The 16,809-nt window shown below is 64.6% G+C and carries 18 protein-coding genes and 1 pseudogene; 14 read left to right on the forward strand and 5 right to left on the reverse strand.

Annotated features, from left to right (window positions below; genetic code table 11):
- The first annotated feature begins 24 nt into the window (after positions 1-24).
- The 4 genes and pseudogenes from ABIN76_RS14895 to ABIN76_RS14910 all read left to right on the forward strand — a co-directional run bounded on the left by ABIN76_RS14895 (position 25) and on the right by ABIN76_RS14910 (position 2,678).
- Positions 25-978, forward strand: coding sequence for a potassium channel family protein (locus ABIN76_RS14895; RefSeq protein ID WP_346960457.1), 954 nt, complete (start codon positions 25-27; stop codon positions 976-978).
- Positions 979-1,314: 336 nt separating this feature from the next.
- Positions 1,315-1,750 (forward strand): annotated as a pseudogene (locus tag ABIN76_RS14900) (recombinase family protein); the annotation flags it as partial.
- A gap of 108 nt (positions 1,751-1,858) precedes the next feature.
- Positions 1,859-2,110 carry an SHOCT domain-containing protein gene (locus ABIN76_RS14905; RefSeq protein ID WP_346960458.1) on the forward strand — a complete coding sequence of 84 codons (252 nt, stop codon included), beginning with the start codon at positions 1,859-1,861 and terminating at the stop codon, positions 2,108-2,110.
- A gap of 145 nt (positions 2,111-2,255) precedes the next feature.
- Positions 2,256-2,678, forward strand: coding sequence for a sulfocyanin-like copper-binding protein (locus ABIN76_RS14910; RefSeq protein WP_346960459.1), 423 nt, complete (start codon positions 2,256-2,258; stop codon positions 2,676-2,678).
- 196 nt (positions 2,679-2,874) lie between these two features.
- On the opposite strand, the gene ABIN76_RS14915 is transcribed toward ABIN76_RS14910, so the two are convergent.
- The 3 genes from ABIN76_RS14915 to ABIN76_RS14925 form a co-directional block, all read right to left on the reverse strand.
- Positions 2,875-3,690, reverse strand: a complete 816-nt coding sequence (locus tag ABIN76_RS14915; protein WP_346960499.1) for a F510_1955 family glycosylhydrolase — start codon at positions 3,688-3,690, stop codon at positions 2,875-2,877.
- Between the two features lie 165 nt (positions 3,691-3,855).
- Complete coding sequence (locus ABIN76_RS14920) at positions 3,856-4,500, reverse strand: DUF305 domain-containing protein (RefSeq protein ID WP_346960460.1); 645 nt, start codon at positions 4,498-4,500, stop codon at positions 3,856-3,858.
- Between the two features lie 144 nt (positions 4,501-4,644).
- The gene (locus ABIN76_RS14925) at positions 4,645-5,115 is read right to left on the reverse strand and encodes a hypothetical protein (protein WP_346960461.1); all 471 of its coding nucleotides are present in this window, start codon (positions 5,113-5,115) and stop codon (positions 4,645-4,647) included.
- Positions 5,116-5,323: 208 nt separating this feature from the next.
- Here ABIN76_RS14925 and ABIN76_RS14930 point away from each other — a divergent pair, with 208 nt between their 5' ends.
- Positions 5,324-5,776: a universal stress protein gene (locus ABIN76_RS14930; protein WP_346960462.1), complete on the forward strand. Its 453-nt coding sequence runs from the start codon at positions 5,324-5,326 to the stop codon at positions 5,774-5,776.
- A gap of 48 nt (positions 5,777-5,824) precedes the next feature.
- Positions 5,825-6,256 carry a hypothetical protein gene (locus tag ABIN76_RS14935; RefSeq protein ID WP_346960463.1) on the forward strand — a complete coding sequence of 144 codons (432 nt, stop codon included), beginning with the start codon at positions 5,825-5,827 and terminating at the stop codon, positions 6,254-6,256.
- Between the two features lie 63 nt (positions 6,257-6,319).
- Here ABIN76_RS14935 and ABIN76_RS14940 read toward each other — a convergent pair whose 3' ends face one another.
- Positions 6,320-6,664, reverse strand: coding sequence for a heavy metal-associated domain-containing protein (locus ABIN76_RS14940; RefSeq protein WP_346960464.1), 345 nt, complete (start codon positions 6,662-6,664; stop codon positions 6,320-6,322).
- 506 nt (positions 6,665-7,170) lie between these two features.
- On the opposite strand from ABIN76_RS14940, the gene ABIN76_RS14945 reads away from it, so the two are divergent.
- From ABIN76_RS14945 to ABIN76_RS14960, 4 genes are read left to right on the forward strand one after another with little or no spacing between them, the layout of a single operon-like run.
- On the forward strand, positions 7,171-7,845 hold the full coding sequence (locus ABIN76_RS14945) for an isoprenylcysteine carboxylmethyltransferase family protein (RefSeq protein WP_346960465.1): 675 nt from the start codon (positions 7,171-7,173) through the stop codon (positions 7,843-7,845).
- 37 nt (positions 7,846-7,882) lie between these two features.
- Positions 7,883-8,989, forward strand: coding sequence for an ABC transporter permease (locus ABIN76_RS14950; protein WP_346960466.1), 1,107 nt, complete (start codon positions 7,883-7,885; stop codon positions 8,987-8,989).
- A complete protein-coding gene (locus ABIN76_RS14955) occupies positions 8,986-9,714 on the forward strand; it encodes an ABC transporter ATP-binding protein (protein ID WP_346960467.1) in 729 nt (242 codons plus the stop codon). Before ABIN76_RS14950 ends, ABIN76_RS14955 begins: the two co-directional genes overlap by 4 nt.
- Positions 9,711-10,388 carry a TIGR00730 family Rossman fold protein gene (locus tag ABIN76_RS14960; RefSeq protein WP_346960468.1) on the forward strand — a complete coding sequence of 226 codons (678 nt, stop codon included), beginning with the start codon at positions 9,711-9,713 and terminating at the stop codon, positions 10,386-10,388. Before ABIN76_RS14955 ends, ABIN76_RS14960 begins: the two co-directional genes overlap by 4 nt.
- 1,312 nt (positions 10,389-11,700) lie before the next feature.
- On the opposite strand, the gene ABIN76_RS14965 is transcribed toward ABIN76_RS14960, so the two are convergent.
- Positions 11,701-12,126, reverse strand: a complete 426-nt coding sequence (locus tag ABIN76_RS14965; protein ID WP_346960469.1) for a hypothetical protein — start codon at positions 12,124-12,126, stop codon at positions 11,701-11,703.
- Positions 12,127-12,448: 322 nt separating this feature from the next.
- On the opposite strand from ABIN76_RS14965, the gene ABIN76_RS14970 reads away from it, so the two are divergent.
- The 4 genes from ABIN76_RS14970 (at position 12,449) to ABIN76_RS14985 (ending at position 16,417) form a co-directional block, all read left to right on the forward strand.
- Positions 12,449-12,706 (forward strand): SHOCT domain-containing protein, encoded by a 258-nt coding sequence (locus tag ABIN76_RS14970; RefSeq protein WP_346960470.1) that lies wholly within the window; start codon positions 12,449-12,451, stop codon positions 12,704-12,706.
- Entirely contained in the window at positions 12,703-13,275 is a 573-nt protein-coding gene (locus ABIN76_RS14975; RefSeq protein ID WP_346960471.1) for a sulfocyanin-like copper-binding protein, read from the forward strand. Before ABIN76_RS14970 ends, ABIN76_RS14975 begins: the two co-directional genes overlap by 4 nt.
- Positions 13,276-13,294: 19 nt before the next feature.
- Entirely contained in the window at positions 13,295-14,656 is a 1,362-nt protein-coding gene (locus ABIN76_RS14980; protein WP_346960472.1) for a phenylacetate--CoA ligase family protein, read from the forward strand.
- A gap of 447 nt (positions 14,657-15,103) precedes the next feature.
- Positions 15,104-16,417 (forward strand): type II restriction endonuclease, encoded by a 1,314-nt coding sequence (locus ABIN76_RS14985; RefSeq protein ID WP_346960473.1) that lies wholly within the window; start codon positions 15,104-15,106, stop codon positions 16,415-16,417.
- Positions 16,418-16,809 lie beyond the last annotated feature (392 nt).

Consider the following 16,809-nt stretch of genomic DNA (forward strand, 5'->3'; position numbering starts at 1 on the left):
CCGACCCTAATAGACAGTAATCTTATGATCAATGGCTTGGCTATCCCGCCAGGAGTGGTGGCCGGGCGAACAGGGAAAGTGGAGAGTGAACCTGCCGTGGATGTTTTTCTGACCGTTCTAGGGGTTGCGGTAGTAGTGGCTGGCCTGAACGACATCTTCCATACCCTGCTGCATCCCAGCGGCAGGGGCCGGTTAAGTCACTGGATTACCGCGGGAGTCTGGCGGAGTTCCCGGATGAGCGGGCACAGATTGGGGGGCATAGCCGGTCCGGCGGCGCTGGTCGCGGTCATTGCCGTCTGGACCTTGTTGCAGGCACTGGGCTGGGCGCTCATTTATTACCCCCATGTCCCGGAAGGCTTCAGTTACTCCCCTGGAGTGGACCCGGGCCGGTATGACAATTTCTCTGAAGCCCTGTATATCTCGCTGGTTACCCTCGCCACGCTGGGTTACGGCGACGTCGTTCCCATCAATCCCTGGCTCCGCCTTCTCTCTCCCCTTCAGGGCCTGATCGGGTTCGCCCTGCTCACCGCCGCGTTGTCCTGGTTTAACCAGATCTATCCCGCGCTTGGACGAAGGCGGGCTTTTGCTGTCCGCTTGCACCACCTGGAAGAAAACCAGTACGCCCAAAGCCTCACCGAAGTCAGGGCGGTGACCGGAAGCCGGATACTCGAGGAGTTGACCGCGGGCATCACCGAGGTCCGGATCGATATGACGCAGAACGCCGAGACCTACTACTTCCGTGAAGCCGACTCCCGCATCGCCCTGGCTGCTTCCATCCCCTACACTCTCGCCCTCTGTGCCAAAGCCCAGGACTCAGGCGACAGGGACGTCCAACTCAACGGCCGGATTCTCCAAACGGCCCTCGATGATCTCGGGCACACCCTCCAAAAGCAATTCGGCCTGGCAGGGAATTTCACCTCAGAAATATTCGCTTCCTTCGCGAAGGACCATGGGCGCCCAACACAACAAAACACCTGAAAAGGCCAGCCAGAAGCTGAGAGACCCTACCCTGCAAACCGAGGCCGTTGTCCAGGGGAAACCCAGCATTACCGATATGGAACGGCAACGCTTGGATAGTCAGTAGGCTTGCCAATATCGGTCTGCAGGAGAATTCTCAGTCGTCGACGTAGTCGACGTACGGGTGCGAGTGTGACCGACTGACCCGGTAGGGCTCTATCGAAGGACCGGATGGAGCTGTTTCGGCGAGCCATAAGGGAGGGTAAGGAACTATTCGCTTAAAGGAAAAATCCTTTGCAGGTGCCAGTGCCCTGGCATTAGCAATCGCCTGATGGGCGACCACGTGATCGCGGCGTCACCCTGGTGGTGTGGAAACTGGACCGGCTGGGCCGGGACCTTCGCCATCTGGGTTAACATCGTCCACGACCTGACCGAACGCGGCATCGGACTCAAGGTCCTCACCGGGCAGGGCGCCGCTATCGACACCACCACCGCCTCCGGCAATCTCGTCTTCGGAATCTTCGCGGCCCTCGCAGAATTCGAACGCGAACTGAACTCGGAATGAACCCTCGCCGGCTTGGCCTCGGCCCGGACCCGCGGCCGCAGCGGAGGACGTCCCTACAAAATGACCCCGGCGAAGCTGCGGCTCGCCATGGCATCCATGGGTAAGCCCGAAACCAAAGTCTGCGAACTCTGCGCCGAACTCGGCATCACCCGCCAGACCCTATGCCGGCATATCTCACCCACGGGAGAGTTGCGCCGGGATGGCCGGAAACTCCTTCACGCCAAGTGACCTGGCCTTAGGACGGGCTGACATGGGTGACTAATGGCTCTGTTCGCCCCACTCTGACCACGCCAAGGTGTAAGCAACGGCGGCAGGGATTGAAAGGCGGGTCCGGGGATGATGTACGGAGGGTATGGCGACTGGGGTGTGGTCGGTTGGATTGTCATGGCCCTGATGATGCTGCTGTTCTGGGCGGGTGTGGTCACCGTCGTGATTCTTCTGGTCCGCGGCGGAGGACAGTGGCGGGGCGCATCCTACGGGTCTCCTCACGATGAGGCTGAGCGGATCCTGAACGAACGTTTCGCGCGGGGGGAAATCGACGCGACCGAGCTGAATGAACGCCGGGCTGCTCTCCGACGCAAGCCGTGAAAACACTCTCCCGCAACACGCAGACCATGATCGGGGTTTTATCGCGACCCTGTTGCTGACCGCGTTGTCCATGACGGCTGTCGCGCGGCTAGACAGTGGCATAAATCCGGGCGGGGCAGGAAATCTCGCAGCCAACGGCTGTTCAGTGCCGACCCTCGCCGGATCCGTCATCGACGTCACCACCACCGACAGGGGAAGGTCCATGATGGCCGGGCCCGGGATGATGAGCGGCAGCATGCGCCTGACCGCCGACCGGGCCACCGTGGTCCATGGCAAACTAACCTTCCTGGTTACCAATGCCGGCACCATTCCCCATGAGATGCTGGTCGTCCCCTTGGCAGGCACCCAGAGCGCGGGAACCCGACCGGTGGGCCGGGACGGAAGGGTCGACGAGGCCGGCAGCCTGGGCGAGGCCGCAGCTACCTGCGCCGAGGGGGAGGGCGACGGGATCCTGCCGTCCGCGACCGGATGGGTCACGCTTGACCTGCAGCCCGGGCGGTATGAACTGTTTTGTAATCTCCCGGGCCACTACTGGGCAGGGATGTACACCGAGCTCACCGTCACCTAAACCGGCCGCGAACATCAGAAGGCGAGCAGTGATGTCACATGAGGCGAAGAGGCGCCGGTGACGAATTGATGAACCCGTTCGGGGTGGCTGTGACAGGCTCGAGTTGGAAGGTACATCGCTAAAGAGGTGCCGCGGACGCTAAAAGCCACATCAAACCGTCACCACGGAGCCGAAACTGCTTGACACAACCACCGGGTCAGGATGCATCGGCGGGGTGGAATGTCGCCCCTCCGTCGGTGGACGTGACCATAGCTTCGGTGGTGGCGGCCCAGATCCAGGGTTTGCCTTCTGCTCCTTTCACTGCGGTGATCGCCTGGACCTGGCCCTCGATGCGGCCCGCGCGGGTCCAGGTATTTCCGGCGTCGGCTGAATGATGGACCGTGCCGTTGGGCTCTACACCGATGACTTCAGTCCCACTGGCGAATGCCGCGAACTGGATAATCGGAGCCGTGGTGACCCGTTGCCAGGTTTTGCCGCCGTCTGTGGAACGTTGCAGCCCTTCCGGGGTGGTGGCGAGAACAGTGTCTGTTTCCGGTGTGCCGGCCAGGGCCGCGGGAACGAAACCGGTTGCAATGTCGGTCCAGGTTTTGCCGTCGTGGCTGATCCGCATTTTCCCGTCGTACGCGACGATCCCGGACCGGGCGGTGGTCAGGGCGTGGAAGTCTGATTCGCCCTGGCGGGAGAGCTGTTCCCAGGTCTTTCCGCCGTCCACGGACTTGATCAGTCCCAGGGGATTGGGCAGGTCGGAGCCTGGGCCCGGGTGCCCGGAAGCATAGAAAACACCTTGCTCGGCGGCGGCGGTGAAACCCATGAGGTCGTTGGTACCGCCAATCTTGCTGGCGGGAGATTTGGTGACGTCAAACAGGCCCGCGTGGGTTGCGAGGAGCACTTGGTCGGTTTCCCGGTTCACGCTTAGGCCGTGAACGTGGGAGCTGGGGATTTGCCCAGAGGCGGGGGACGGGCCGGTACCGGCAGCTCCGGAGGTCGTCCCCGGGGCGGCGCAGGCGGACAACGCGAGAATCAGTGCGGTTGCTCCGGCGGCGGCGGCCGCTGAGCGATGGGGGCGTAGAGCGTGCAGGGGCATGGGGACTCCAAAGACGAAGGGGGCCAGGGGATGTTGGGGGAGGCAGCCGAAGGCGCCGGCCCGGGGAGGGACCGGCGCCGTGAGATGTGCTGGTTAGAGGGTGGCCAGCAGGTCCTTCATTTCCTTGATCTCGGCTTCCTGAGCGGTCACGATGTCCTTGCTGAGCTTGATTGCGTCGGCGTTTTTGCCCTGGGACGTTTCGGTCTTTGCCATCATGACGGCGCCTTCGTGGTGGGCAATCATCTGGGTCAGGAAGAGCTTGGCCGCTTCGGTGCCCTGGGCAGCTTCGAGCTTCTTGAGGTCGTCGTCGCCCATCATGCCGTCCATGGTGTGGCCGGCGCCCATGGTGGCGGATTCGTTCCAGTTCTTCAGCCAGCCCGTCATCGTCTCGATCTCCGGTGCCTGGGCCGCCTTGATCCTCGTGGCCAGGTCGGTGACCGCGGCGGGAATGCCCTTCTTCTGCAGCATCATCTCGCTCATTTCTACGGCCTGTTCGTGGTGGGGGATCATCCCCTGGGCGAACATGGTGTCGGCCGCGTTGTACTCGGCCGAGGCTGCCGGTGCGCTGCTGGACATCATCCCCGAGCTGCCGTGATCCATGCCCGGCATCGAATTGCCGGCTGCGGCGGAGCTGGAGGTGGCGGCGGAACCGGAGGTCGTACCAGTGGAGCAGCCGGCGAGGGTGAGGGCTGCGGCGACGGCGGTGGTGGAAAGAGCGAGGAGTTTTTTGTTCATCATGGTTCTGGGTCCTTCACGACTTCAATAGGCGCGTGGGCGCCGGGGTGGATGGGAGCGCATCGGTGATTCGCCGGAGAGTGGGCTCGAACGAGCCGGCACCAGGCGGGGATAAGCGCTGGTCAGTTCACAGCGCAGGCCGGTGTTTTACGTTCGGCTGATGCAGAGTTCACCCGGTGAAGGACTGCCGGGAAGATATGACCAGCCTGTGCTGTTATCGGTCAGGGCCCCGGTGGTGGTGGTTCTCACGGTGACCCCGGGGCCCGGCAACGGTGCGGCCAGGGACCCTGACTTCGCTGACGGGGTGCAGGCCGCGGTCATGGCGTGCATAATGGTGCAGTTGTCCGAGTCCGAGCACTGCACGGCACCCGGAGCTGAACCGGTCTGAACTCCTGGCATATCCGGGTTGGAAGACGCGGGAAGAGGTTCCGTGTGACGGGCGCTGGATGATTCGTGATGTGCGCTGCCGGCCCCTGCCGCCATCGCCGGTGCGTGCAGCGCGTGGGTGGTGGTCATGACATGCATGCCAAAAATTCCGGCGATAAGGGTCAGGACGGCTCCGAAAAGACCCGCATGGCGAAGGAACGTGATCGCGGTGCGATGTTCAGCTGCGGTCATGACGGTCCTCCTCCATTCCTTGCGGGCTTTCGATTAAGATTACCGGCCCCGTGGCAGGGCGCCTTCCGGTACAACGAACCCGTACCGGATTCGGTTTCATCTCCTGGGTTGGAGACACAGACTGGGAACTTAGGCCCTTGCGGTGAAAAACAAGCGCAGGACACACTAAAGACAACAGTTGCGAAGGACCGCGCGGAGGGCTGCATGTATGGTTGGCGACGGAGAATTCAGGATTCTTGCCGGGGTGGATGGCTCCGCCCCGTCGCGTCTCGCGTTGGAATGGGCAGTCGCGGAGGCGCACCTGCGCCACGGCCAGGTCCGCGTTGTGACGGCGTGGGATTTTCCGCCCGTCACCGTCGGGATGGAGGGCCTGATCCGGAACCCGGATGTCTTCCCGCAAGTCGCCCGCCGCCTCCAGAACGAGACCCTGCGGCGCGTGGACAGCGAAGGCGTCACAGTGACCGGCGATGTTGTTCAGGGCCACCCGGCCCATGTGCTGTTGCGGGCGGCCAAGGACGCCGACCTCCTGGTCGTGGGGTCCCGCGGCCTGGGCGGATTTGAAGGAATGCTGCTGGGTTCGGTGTCCATGCAGATCCTTCATCACGCGCCTTGCCCGGTCCTCGTTGTCCGCACCCGGGCCCGGACCGGCGTTGAGGAATGAACTACCACCCGGGCCCGATGGGCGACCGGAACGGCGAAGGCAACGGCCATGACCGGTGACCACGCCTCCCACCTGGACCCGCCTGCTGCCGGACCCCGCAGCGGGATGGTTGCGTCGGGGACCTTCCGAGGCAGGCTCCAGAGCCTGTGGCACACGCTCGTCGGCGCGGTTGGCCTCGTCATGGGCCTCCTCCCGCACCTCCTGCACCACATCGGGCTGCTGGCAGGAACCGCGCTGGTGGCAGGATCCGGCGGCACAGCATTGTTCGGAGCGCTCGGGCTGCTGGCATCCATACCCATGCTGATCCGCCTCTACCGGCGATTCGGCAGCTGGGTCGCACCGGCCGTGGGTCTGTTGGTCTTCGCCATCATGTTCTTCCTGTCCGCGTTTGTCATCGGCCCGGCCATCAGCGGCGCCGGAGGGGACGTGGCACCCGCCCCGTCTCCGACTGTGGACCACACCGATCACCCGGGCCATTAACCAGCCCCGGCCCGCGGACCTCCGATGTTCCTTCGGATGCCGCAAGGCCCGGGCGTGGGCCGTCTAGTTCGGGCCCGTAAGGACGTATCCGGAGGAGCTGACGGCCTCGGCCAGCGCCGCCCGGTCCGCGGTGCCGGTGACGTTCAGTCGCGACGTGCCGCCGGGGACCAGGTCCACCGTTGCCGCCTCAACTCCGGCTACTCCTGAGACGGCCTGTTCAACGGTCCGGACGCAATGCCCGCAGGTCAGCCCTTCCACGGCGTACTGGGCATTGGACCCCTGGGCCGCCGGCCGAACCTCGGCGGTAGCTGCCGGGCCCGCTTCCGCTGCCGAGGAGCAGCAGCTGCAGCCCTGCTGGGCCGTGGAGGCCAGGGGTAGATGGGTACGTGATTCGGATGTTCCGCACATGTCAGCTTTCCTTCGAACAAGGGATACGAAAAGGGATGTTGCGGTTGAACGGCTGTGAGGGCCTGGGCCTGGACAAACCACGTCACTGGCAACATCTCGAATATACCCCCTAGGGGTATATTAGACAAGGGGTTGCCGCGGCGTCTGCAGGCTTTGGGTTGCCATCCGGGGCTGGGTCGTTAGGCACTACCCCTCCGGCTGAGCCGGCCTGACACTTGGTGGCATGAGCAATCTTCCGGCTCCGGAGCGCATTCGACCCGGGCCCGGGCCCTGGACGCAGGGCCTTGTGGCGGTCCTTACCGCCGGGGCCGCCGTGTACCTGATCTCCAACCACTGGCTCCATGTCCTGGACACGCTGCCCTATCTAGGTGTCGTGCTGGTGATGAGCTTTTGCATGTTCGGCCATGGTGGCCACGGCGGCCATGGCAACTCCACGCATCAGGGGCACGGCGGGCAGGCAGCCCCAGGGGGACCTGCCGGCCCCGGGGGCGGGGGAGATGGCGGGCATGTCCACTGATTACGGTTACGACCTGTGGTGGCTGGTGATCCTGAATTCCGCCGTGTTCATCATCTTCGCCTTCAGCTTCGTCCGGCCCCGGACCAAGCTGGACTGGCGGGCTCTGGGCGGATTCTCCGCGTTCATCGTGGCACTCTTCACGGAGATGTATGGTTTCCCGCTGACGATCTACCTGCTCTCGGGCTGGCTGGGGAACCGGATCCGGGGCTTTGACCTGCTGAACCACAACACCGGTCACTTGTGGCAGGACCTGACCGGCTGGCAGGGTGATCCGCACCTGAGCGCGCTGCACCTGCTCAGCAACCTGTTGATCGCGGCAGGGTTCATCCTGCTCTACCTGTCCTGGCAGGTCCTCCTGACGGCCCAACGGGACCACCGCCTCGCGGTCACCGGCCCTTACGGCAGGGTCCGGCACCCGCAATACGTCGGGTTCCTGACCATCATGGCCGGGTTCCTGCTGCAGTGGCCCACGCTGCTGACCCTTCTCATGTTCCCTGTCCTGGTCATCGTGTACCTGCGCCTGGCCCGGAAGGAAGAACGGATGATGGAGGCTGAGTTCGGCGGCGAGTATGCCGCCTACCGGCGCCAGGTCCCCGGGTTCGTCCCCCGGTTAGGACGGCGGCCCGCCGGACGTGGAGGGCGGACACCGCAGGAGGGTCTGTAGTGACCGGGCGGCCGGAGGCAGCACGAGAGGTGGCGCCATGCTGTTCCTGGCAATAAAGAATCTGGTCCAGGAAAAGACCCGGCTGCTGATCAGCGTCGGCGGGGTGGCGTTCAGTGTGCTGCTGATCATGAGTATCCAGGGCCTGTACCAGGGCTGGAGCAGTAAGATCGGCGAATACATCCGCACCGTCCCGGCCGACTATTGGATCACCCAGACCGGCGCGACGGACATGTTCCACACCCCGTCCGTGCTGCCCCTGACCGTGCGGGACTTCCTCACCGGCGTTCCCGGGGTTGCCACCGCCAAACCGTTCAGCGGGCGCCGCGTCGCCTTCGCGCACAACGGCAAGGACATCAACCTCTACGTCATCGCTGACGACACGGAGAACATGGTCGGTGCCCCCGCCCGGGTCGTTGAGGGCAAGGCCGTCCCGGACAAGGGCGAAATCATCATCGACCGGGTGGTCGGACGCAGCGAGAACATCCGGATCGGGGACACCATCCCGGTCGCCGGAAGGGAACTGAAAGTTGCCGGCTATTCCGAGGGCGGCTACATCCTCAGCTTCTCGTTCGCGTTCGCCACCAAAGACGACGCCGAAAGCATCCTCCAGCTGCCCGGAGCCACCAATTTCTTCCTCATCACCGTGGACAACGGCGCCGACGCGGCCGCGGTCGCGTCCCGGATCGAGGCCGACCCGGCGGTCGATGCCATCACCAAGGACAGGTTCGTGGAGAACAACACGAACATCGTCCGGGACACCTTCCTGCCGATCATCCTGGTCCTGCTGTTGATCGGAATCGCCGTGGGCATGACCGTGATCGGCCTGACCATTTTCACCTCGACCATCGAAAAAGCACGCGAATACGGGGTCCTGAAGGCGATCGGAGTGAGCAACCGCCAGCTCTACACCGTGGTGGTCGAGCAAGCCATCACCGCGGCGGTGCTCGGGTATCTCGTCGGGGCGGCCCTGGCCCTGGTCGTCAATGCCGCCGCGGGAAACTACGTCCCGGAATTCATCACGGAAATCCGATGGCTCGATGCCGCGTGGATCTTCGGCGTCACCGTGCTCATGGCCGTGGTCTCCTCACTGCTGCCGGTCCGCCGGCTGGCACACATCGACCCGGCGGAAGTGTTCCGCGCATGAGCGTCGTCGCAGTCCAGGACGTGTCCAAGACCTTCGGAGCCGGCCACACGGCGGTGACCGCCGTGGACCACGTATCCCTGAGTATTGACGCCGGGGACATTGTGCTCGTGATGGGCCCCTCCGGATCCGGAAAGACAACCCTGTTGTCCATGATCGGCACCCTCATGTCCCCCACGACCGGGCGGATCCTCATCTCCGGGCAGGACACCTCCACCCTGGGGCCGGGGCAGCTGTCCCGGCTGAGGCTCCAGGAGTTCGGGTTCGTCTTCCAGACCTTCAACCTGCTCTCGGTACTGACCGCGGAGGAAAACGTCATGATGCCTCTGATTACTGCGGGGGTGCCCCGGAAAAAGGCCAGGGCCAAAGCCCGGGCGGCGCTGGAACAGCTCCAACTCGGGCACCGGCTGCGGAACCTGCCCCGGGACCTCTCCGGCGGGGAGAAACAACGCGTCGCGATCGCCCGGTCCCTGGCGAATGACCCCCGCCTGATCCTCGCCGACGAACCCACAGCCAACCTGGACGCGAAGACCGGCAGGGATGTCACGTTGCTCCTGTGTGAAACGGCCTGCCGGGAAAACCGGGCCGTGATTATTGTCAGCCATGACCAGCGGCTCCGCACGGCCGCCAAACGGGTCATCACCATCGAGGACGGGCGCCTGACCGCCGAAGAAGCCGGCGACCACAACCTGAATTGCCGCATGCATCCGGAATCGGCGCCGGCATGAAAATGACGGATGAAGAACTGCTCGCTGCGCTGGCTGACCCGGCCGAAGACCCCGCCCGGATGGAACGGATCAGCGCTGAAATCGACGCCGGATTCCGCCTTCTCTCGGGCCGGGTCGGGAAAGCAGTAGCCGTGTTCGGATCGGCACGGCCCGGACCGGAGGACCCCCGTTACGCGGCAGCACGGATACTTGGCACACGGTTCGCCGGGGCCGGGTTCACGGTAATCACCGGAGGAGGCCCGGGCCTGATGGAAGCGGCCAACCGCGGAGCCGCGGACGCCGGCGGCACCTCCGTGGGTCTGGGCATCGAATTGCCGCGCGAACAGTCGCTGAATCCCTACCTGGACGTGTCCATGACCTTCCGGTACTTCTTCGCGCGGAAACTCATGTTCGTCCGGTATGCCTCGGCCTTTGTCGTCCTTCCCGGCGGGTTCGGCACCCTGGATGAACTCTTTGAAGCCCTGACACTCGCCCAGACCGGAAAAATCCACGAATTCCCCGTCGTCCTGATCGGAATAGGGCACTGGGCCGGCCTCATGGCCTGGATCCGGGAACGCCTCCGGGACCAGGGCTTCATCGCCCCCGACGACATCCGCCTGTTGCGGTGCACGGACGACATCGATGAAGCCGTCGAACTGATCCAGCAATGCCACCTCCGCCGGCTGGCCCTCTGAAAACGGGGCTGAAGTTGAGCGGACCGGGTCCGGAACAAGGCAACAGAGCCCACCGCCCCGGAGCGATGCTCTGGATCACCGCGGCGTGGGCCGTGTGTCTTATAGCCATCTGCGATGGTCTGGAGGATGCGCCGGTCTTGTACTCCGCTGCCCTCAGGCACCGATCGCGGCCGGGGCACTGCCGCTGGTTTCCCTGGTACAGGAAAGCGAAGCGCTCCCGGCTGGACCACCTGACCGCCTGAACAGGCTCGTGTGCGCTGTCGGCATCCCAGACTCCCTATTCCTCCCCGGGGAACAGCGGCCTGGTCATGGTTTCGCTCCGGGTTGGGCGTCCTGTCACCCCACGTCCGGGCAGGCCAGGGCGCGGGGACCAAAGACTTTAACGCCGAAGGACGAACGGGACGATTAGTGAACCGCAGGAGCGCGCTCGAGCGTCAGTGTGAAAGCAGGAGACAGTGATGATGTATTTGGACCGGACCATGGGCTTCTGGGGTACATCTTGATGGGGTGGGTTTCAAATCAGCGAAGATCGCCGCACTTCGATAGACAGGGAAGAAAATCGCCATGGTCGGCGACGGCGTCAACGACGCCGGCCCAGGCCGACCTCGGCATCGCGATCGGCGCCGGCACCGACGTGGCGATCGCGCTCTGACCGTCTGGATGTGCCGATCGCCCTGCCGATCGCAGCAGGGGTCTTCGCGTTCGCCGGTCTTGCCCTCGGCCCGGAGATCGCGGCCCTGTCGATGTCCGGATCCAGCCTCCTGGTCGCCGTCAACGCCCTGCCACTCAAGAGGCTCAGGCTTCCCCGCCCCGCCCCCGCTAGCCTCAGCATTAATGCCGGTCGGTTCGGGCGATTCCCGCGTAGTCCTTGATTGGGCCGTGGCGAAGCCCGGCTGCGCCACGATCACATCCGTGGCCGGACGCCGTGGGTATCCGCCTGTGACGGTCGGTACGGAAGGGCCGACATAGGACCTTGACGTATTCGAGCGGACGGCCAGGACGACGCCACCGACGCCTTGAAGCGTAACGCCGTCGACGTTTACCCGACACAGTTGAAGTCACGCAGGGCACGGCCGGTGCCGACCTCGCTAAGGGGTCCAAGTGAGCGGATCTCATTGTCGTCGGCTCAGGGGGCTCGGCAAATAAGGGGAGATTGCTGCTCGGACTCGGATCCGTGTCAACGCAGAAAGTGCACCACTCCGGTTGCGCCGTGCCGGTGGTCCGTGCACGCTCCCCAATCCCATACCGGGCGGTAGCCCCCGGCGCACGATCGGTGGGGGCATCTTGAGGAGACATGCGTGCAAAATGGGGTCTAGTGCGCAGGGGGCGGAGTGGCGTGGTCGTGTTGGTGCGGGTTTCTGCCTTCTTCTGGGATGCCGGCGGCCCGTGCGAGGTAAGCCCACCCGGCGTCACTAAGCGCGTGGTATGCCAGGTGCAGTTCCTGTGCAGGCTCCCCGGTAGCGCGTACGTCTGGCTGATCGAGCGCGGCCGCCAGCCGTCCGGCTGCTGCAGCGAACCTTTTGGCAAGGGTCTGGAGTTCATCCGGCCAGCCGATGACGGCGACCGCTGTCCGGGCATTCCGGATCAAGACCGGCCAGCTTCGCTCGACCAGTGGTGCTGTCCCCGTAAGGCTGGTGGCGATGCCGTGGAAGCCAACATTGTCGATAAAGGTCAGGGCTGCGACGAGTCCTTCCGTCGGGACCACGGCCTCGACGTTTGGATCACCGTGGTGGTTCATGGCAGTCTCCTTTGCTGTTTCCGGTTGCATTCAAGGATGATCCACGCCGGAGGAGGGATCAAGGGCTTGCCGGTCCTTCCGCGACGGGAGTTTGTGGCGGCGTCCCTGCGCTTCGCCCGACCGGCTCCGGGCCGCACTGAAAGAGCTCCAAGCCGACTGAGACCCGGCCTGCCTCCGGACCGGAGGCCTCCTGGGACGCGAAACAGGCGCCGCTGCCTCCCCGCGCGCACCGGCCCATGGCCCAACGATGTGCACCCGCCGGGCCTTTGGGCACTGTTTCGGGAAGCGGGACCGACGTAGTTTCGCCAGTGGAGGTCTGATCATGATGTATGGCTGGGACGGGAATGGCTGGGGTATCGGCGCGTGGGTAGCCATGGCCGTGTTGATGCTGATTTTCTGGGGCGGAGTAGTCACTGTCGTTGTGCTCCTGCTCCGGCGTCCCCATCCGGGTGAGGGACCGGCCGCGCAGCGGCCGCCGCACCACGACGCTGAGCGTATTCTTACTGAGCGCTTCGCCCGCGGGGAAATCGACGAGCAGGGGTTCACTGCCCGGCGCGCGGCGCTCAGGCGCCAGGAATGAAGACCTGGTCCCGGCGCGGGCAGGTCATCTTCGGGATCGTAGCCGTGGTTCTTCTGACCGCACTGTCGCTCGTGGCGGTCGGCGTCGTGGGCAGTGTTGTGAACCCCGGGGGCGCCGGTTTTCTGTCCCGGACCCGGTGCGTGGCTCCGAGTCTTCCCGGGTCTGTCGTGAGCGTTTCACTGACTAATATGGGCGGTCCGATGATGGGTCGGCCCGACCGCATGATGGGCGGCGCCATGCCGATGACGGCAGACCGAAGCACGGTGGCAAATGGCCAGGTGTCTTTCCTGGTCACCAACGCCGGCACCATCAGCCACGAACTCGTCATCCTTCCCCTTCCCGAGAGCCAGATACCTGGCACCCGCCCGATGGGCGGGGACGCCAAAATTGATGAGTCCGGCAGTCTCGGGGAAGCGTCGAATACCTGCGCCGACGGTGCTGGTCAGGGGATCTTGCCCGGCGCGTCAGGCTGGGTCACCGTCACGCTGCCACCGGGCCGCTATGAGCTGGTCTGCAACCTCCCCGGCCATTACGCGGCCGGGATGTACACCCAGCTCACGGTGAACTAGTCCCACGGGCATAGCGGTCATGGACATCGCCTTGCTGGCACGGCTGCTGGGCCTCCGGGTGGCCTGGCGCAGGAGAGACCGGTGGAACGCCGGCCGGATTGCCGAGCATCAGGACAAGGCTTTGCGGGAACTGCGTCGCGTGGCCTACTCGGGTTCGGCGTTCTATCGGAGGCATCACGCGGGTCTGTTGGATGCCCCGCTGGAGCAGTTGCCGGTGGTGACGAAGGCGGAGCTGATGGCGGACTTCGATCAGGCCGTCACCGTGCACGGGCTGAGACTGGCGGATGTGGAGGACCATCTGCAGGCGTTGAGCGACACCGGCGGGGACCCGGGCATCCCGTGGAAAGGGCGATGGTGGGCTGCCGCGACGGCGGGCACGACCGGCCGCCGGGGAACCTTCATCTGGGACCGGTCCGAGTGGGGCACTGTCCTGGCCTCGTACGCTCGCGCCAATGACTGGGCCGGAATTTCCGCCGGGCTGACCCGGCCCTTGAAAGTCGCGGTGGTCAGTTCCCGGGTCCCGACGCACCAGTCCGCCGTCGTCGGGGCCTCCCTGCGCTCCCGCCTGGTTCCGACCCTCCGCCTCGACGTGACCGCACCCATGCAGGAAACGGTGGCGGCCCTCAACGGTTTCCGGCCCAGGAGCCTGGTCGGCTATGCCTCCGCGCTCCGGCCCCTGGCCGCCGAACAGCGCGCCGGCAGGCTGGCCATCGCGCCGGAGGCCGTGATGTCCGCATCCGAAGTGCTCAGCGCCCAGGCGGCGGCTGAAATGGAAGCCGCCTGGGGCAGCTGGCCCTTCGACGTCTACGCGGCCACCGAGACGGCAGGCATCGCGTCCCCGTGTTCCTACCGGAACAGCCACCTGTACGAGGACCTGGTGATCGTCGAGCCCGTCGATCAAGCCGGGGCGCCGGTGCCGCCAGGGACCGTCGGCAGCAGGTTGCTGGTGACGGTGCTGTTCTCAAGAACGCTTCCGCTCATTCGCTATGAAATGTCCGACCGGGTAGGAATCGGCGGACGCGGATGCCCGTGCGGCCGGTCCTTCGCCTTGTTGAAGACGGTGGAGGGACGGGTGGAGGATGTCCTGCTCTTACCCGGGCGGCAGGGGCCGGTCAGTGTCCACCCGAATGTATTTCACAACGTCCTGGACGAGGCCACTGTCGCGGGGTGGCAGGTCATCCAACAAACCGGGGCGCTGCGCGTGCTCCTTGCGGGCGTGGCGAAAGACGTCTCAGCCGAGCGGGTCCGCGCCGAACTGGCCAAGGTTCTCGCATCATCGGGCGTGGTGGGAACGCAGCTGGACATCCACCTCGTTGAGAGCCTCGAGCGCACAGCCCTGGGCAAAGCACCACTCGTGCGCGGACTTCCCCGCAGATCCTGATCGCACTTCCGCCGTGCTTCCGTCGGTGATGGCCGTTGCTGCTCGGCCACACGCAGAAACGAGACGCGACATAAGGGTGTGGCGGGTCACCGAGTCTGGCGCAGCGAACTATTTCGAACGAACCTTGGTAGGTGCGGTTTTGGGGGCAGTAGCGTGTTGCGAATTGTGCTGCGCCCCCGCTACGCGGGCGGCCGGCCGTACCGACGTCGTGACCGGTAGTCTGTGGCTGAACGCCCCCGCATGGGAGAGTGTTCGGTCTGGTTCGGCGGGAACTCTTTGGGACGTGACCCGGGGTTGCCGCGTTGCCCGAGCTCCGTGCTGAGTAGGAGAGCGCCTCGGAGTCAGCGGCTTCCGCCGTCGCGGAAGGGAACGCTGCGGCGCGGAACCTGCGGGGGAGGCGCCCGCGTCATGGCAAGTAATGCGGGCTCGTTGACTCATACTTCATATGTGACCCTTGATCTCGCCTCTGCACCGTCTACTTCCCCTTTCGATGAGTCAGCCCTTCGGGAGCTGATTTTGCGCTGGCGGGATGATACTGCCGGTACGTACAGAACATGGTTCCTCTGGCCTGAACGCATCAAGAACTTCCGCTCACTTCGCCGCGGGATTGAGCAGGTGAGCGCGGAGATCGAAGCCGACACTTTCGGTACCGCTTTCCGGGGTTCTTCGCTCGAGACCGTGGTGCGTGGGGTTGCCGAGCAGCGCCAGATCTTCAAGGGCGCGGATCACGCATTTCATTGGAAACCCAAGCTCAGGATCCCGGACATCTATGAAGACCGTGGCAACCAGCTGGCGTTCGGCAGAATGCTGGAGACGTGTCGGTGTTGCACAACGGAAGCGCAGTTGCTGACGGCGGTGCGGTCGTTCGCCGAGCGGAAAATCAAGGGTCTGGGGCCAGCCGCGGCGAACTTGCTGTACTTCCTGCACCCGACACTCATGCCGCCGTTCAACACCGCAATCGTCAAGGGGTACAACGCGTTGACCGGCAGCAAGGTGAAGCTCGGCAGCTGGGTCGAATACCTCAGCATGCGCCAAGGTGTGATGTTGATTAACGAGACGTTTCGGGATCTACTGTCAAACGACCTTGGCGCGGTCGCCGGCTTGCTCTTCGACATCGGGACCGGCCGGTTCCCTGCTCCACCGCTCCCAGGCACTGACACAATAGCTGCTCGGGCAGCCTGGCACGCCGACCTTGCTCGGGTGCGCGAGGAAGCGAAGCTGGACAAAGCGCAAATGGTCGCTGAGCGAGACGACGTCACACATACCGAGGTCCAGGGGTGGCTGCGCGACCTCGGTCTCTCACTCGGGTTCGATGTGTGGATCGCCAGCAACGATCGCAGCAGATCATACGGCGGCGGCTGCCTGGCCGACGGCTGCCTGACCGAGCTTCCAGCCGGGCTCGTGCACGGCACTGCGGCCGGCGCGATCAGGCTCATTGACGTACTTTGGTTGGAATCTGGAGGGAGCGTCACTGCCGCTTTTGAAGTGGAGCACAGCACATCCATTTACTCAGGAATCGTTCGAATGCTTGACTTGGCCCTCTCCGGCGAAACCGGCGCAGTTCACGCGATGTATCTCGTTGCTCCGGATGCCCGCGAGGAGGAGGTACGCGCGCAGCTCAGGCGACCGGCCTTCAGCCGGGTCGCTGATCTGCACGTCCGCTACCTGCCCTACGGCGAGCTTGACCGGCACCGAGAAGCAATAGCCCGTTTCGGGCGCGGCCTGCATCCGATCGCGCAGCTTGCCCGAGACTTGAGCTGAACGCTTCTCCCGGCTGCAGCTTAAGGTCGGCGGCCGTCGCGGTACTCCCGTCTAAGGTAGTTGATCTACGTTTGTAACTGTTCCTCCACCCGGGGCCGGCTTCGATGCCTCGCCGGGCAACCCAAAAGCCGTCAGCCGTCAGCCGTCAGCCGGCGGCCCGAGGCCAGCAGCCGCTGACACAGTATCCCTGCAGCCGTTGCGGGCTAACGATCTGCCAGCGTGGGCAGCTTCACCGCGAACTTCCGAAACCGATGTTCTTTGGTAACTTCCCTGGCCGTCCGGAAGCGTAGTCCTGGCTAGTCCCGCGCCGCCGGTTCTTCTTCCTGGGCGCCCATCGCGTACGTGACCCGAGTGGGGTGGCTTGTGAAAAAGTGAAATATCCAACGCTAGCG

The organism is uncultured Arthrobacter sp. (assembly GCF_964021775.1).
Taxonomy (GTDB): Bacteria; Actinomycetota; Actinomycetes; order Actinomycetales; family Micrococcaceae; genus Arthrobacter.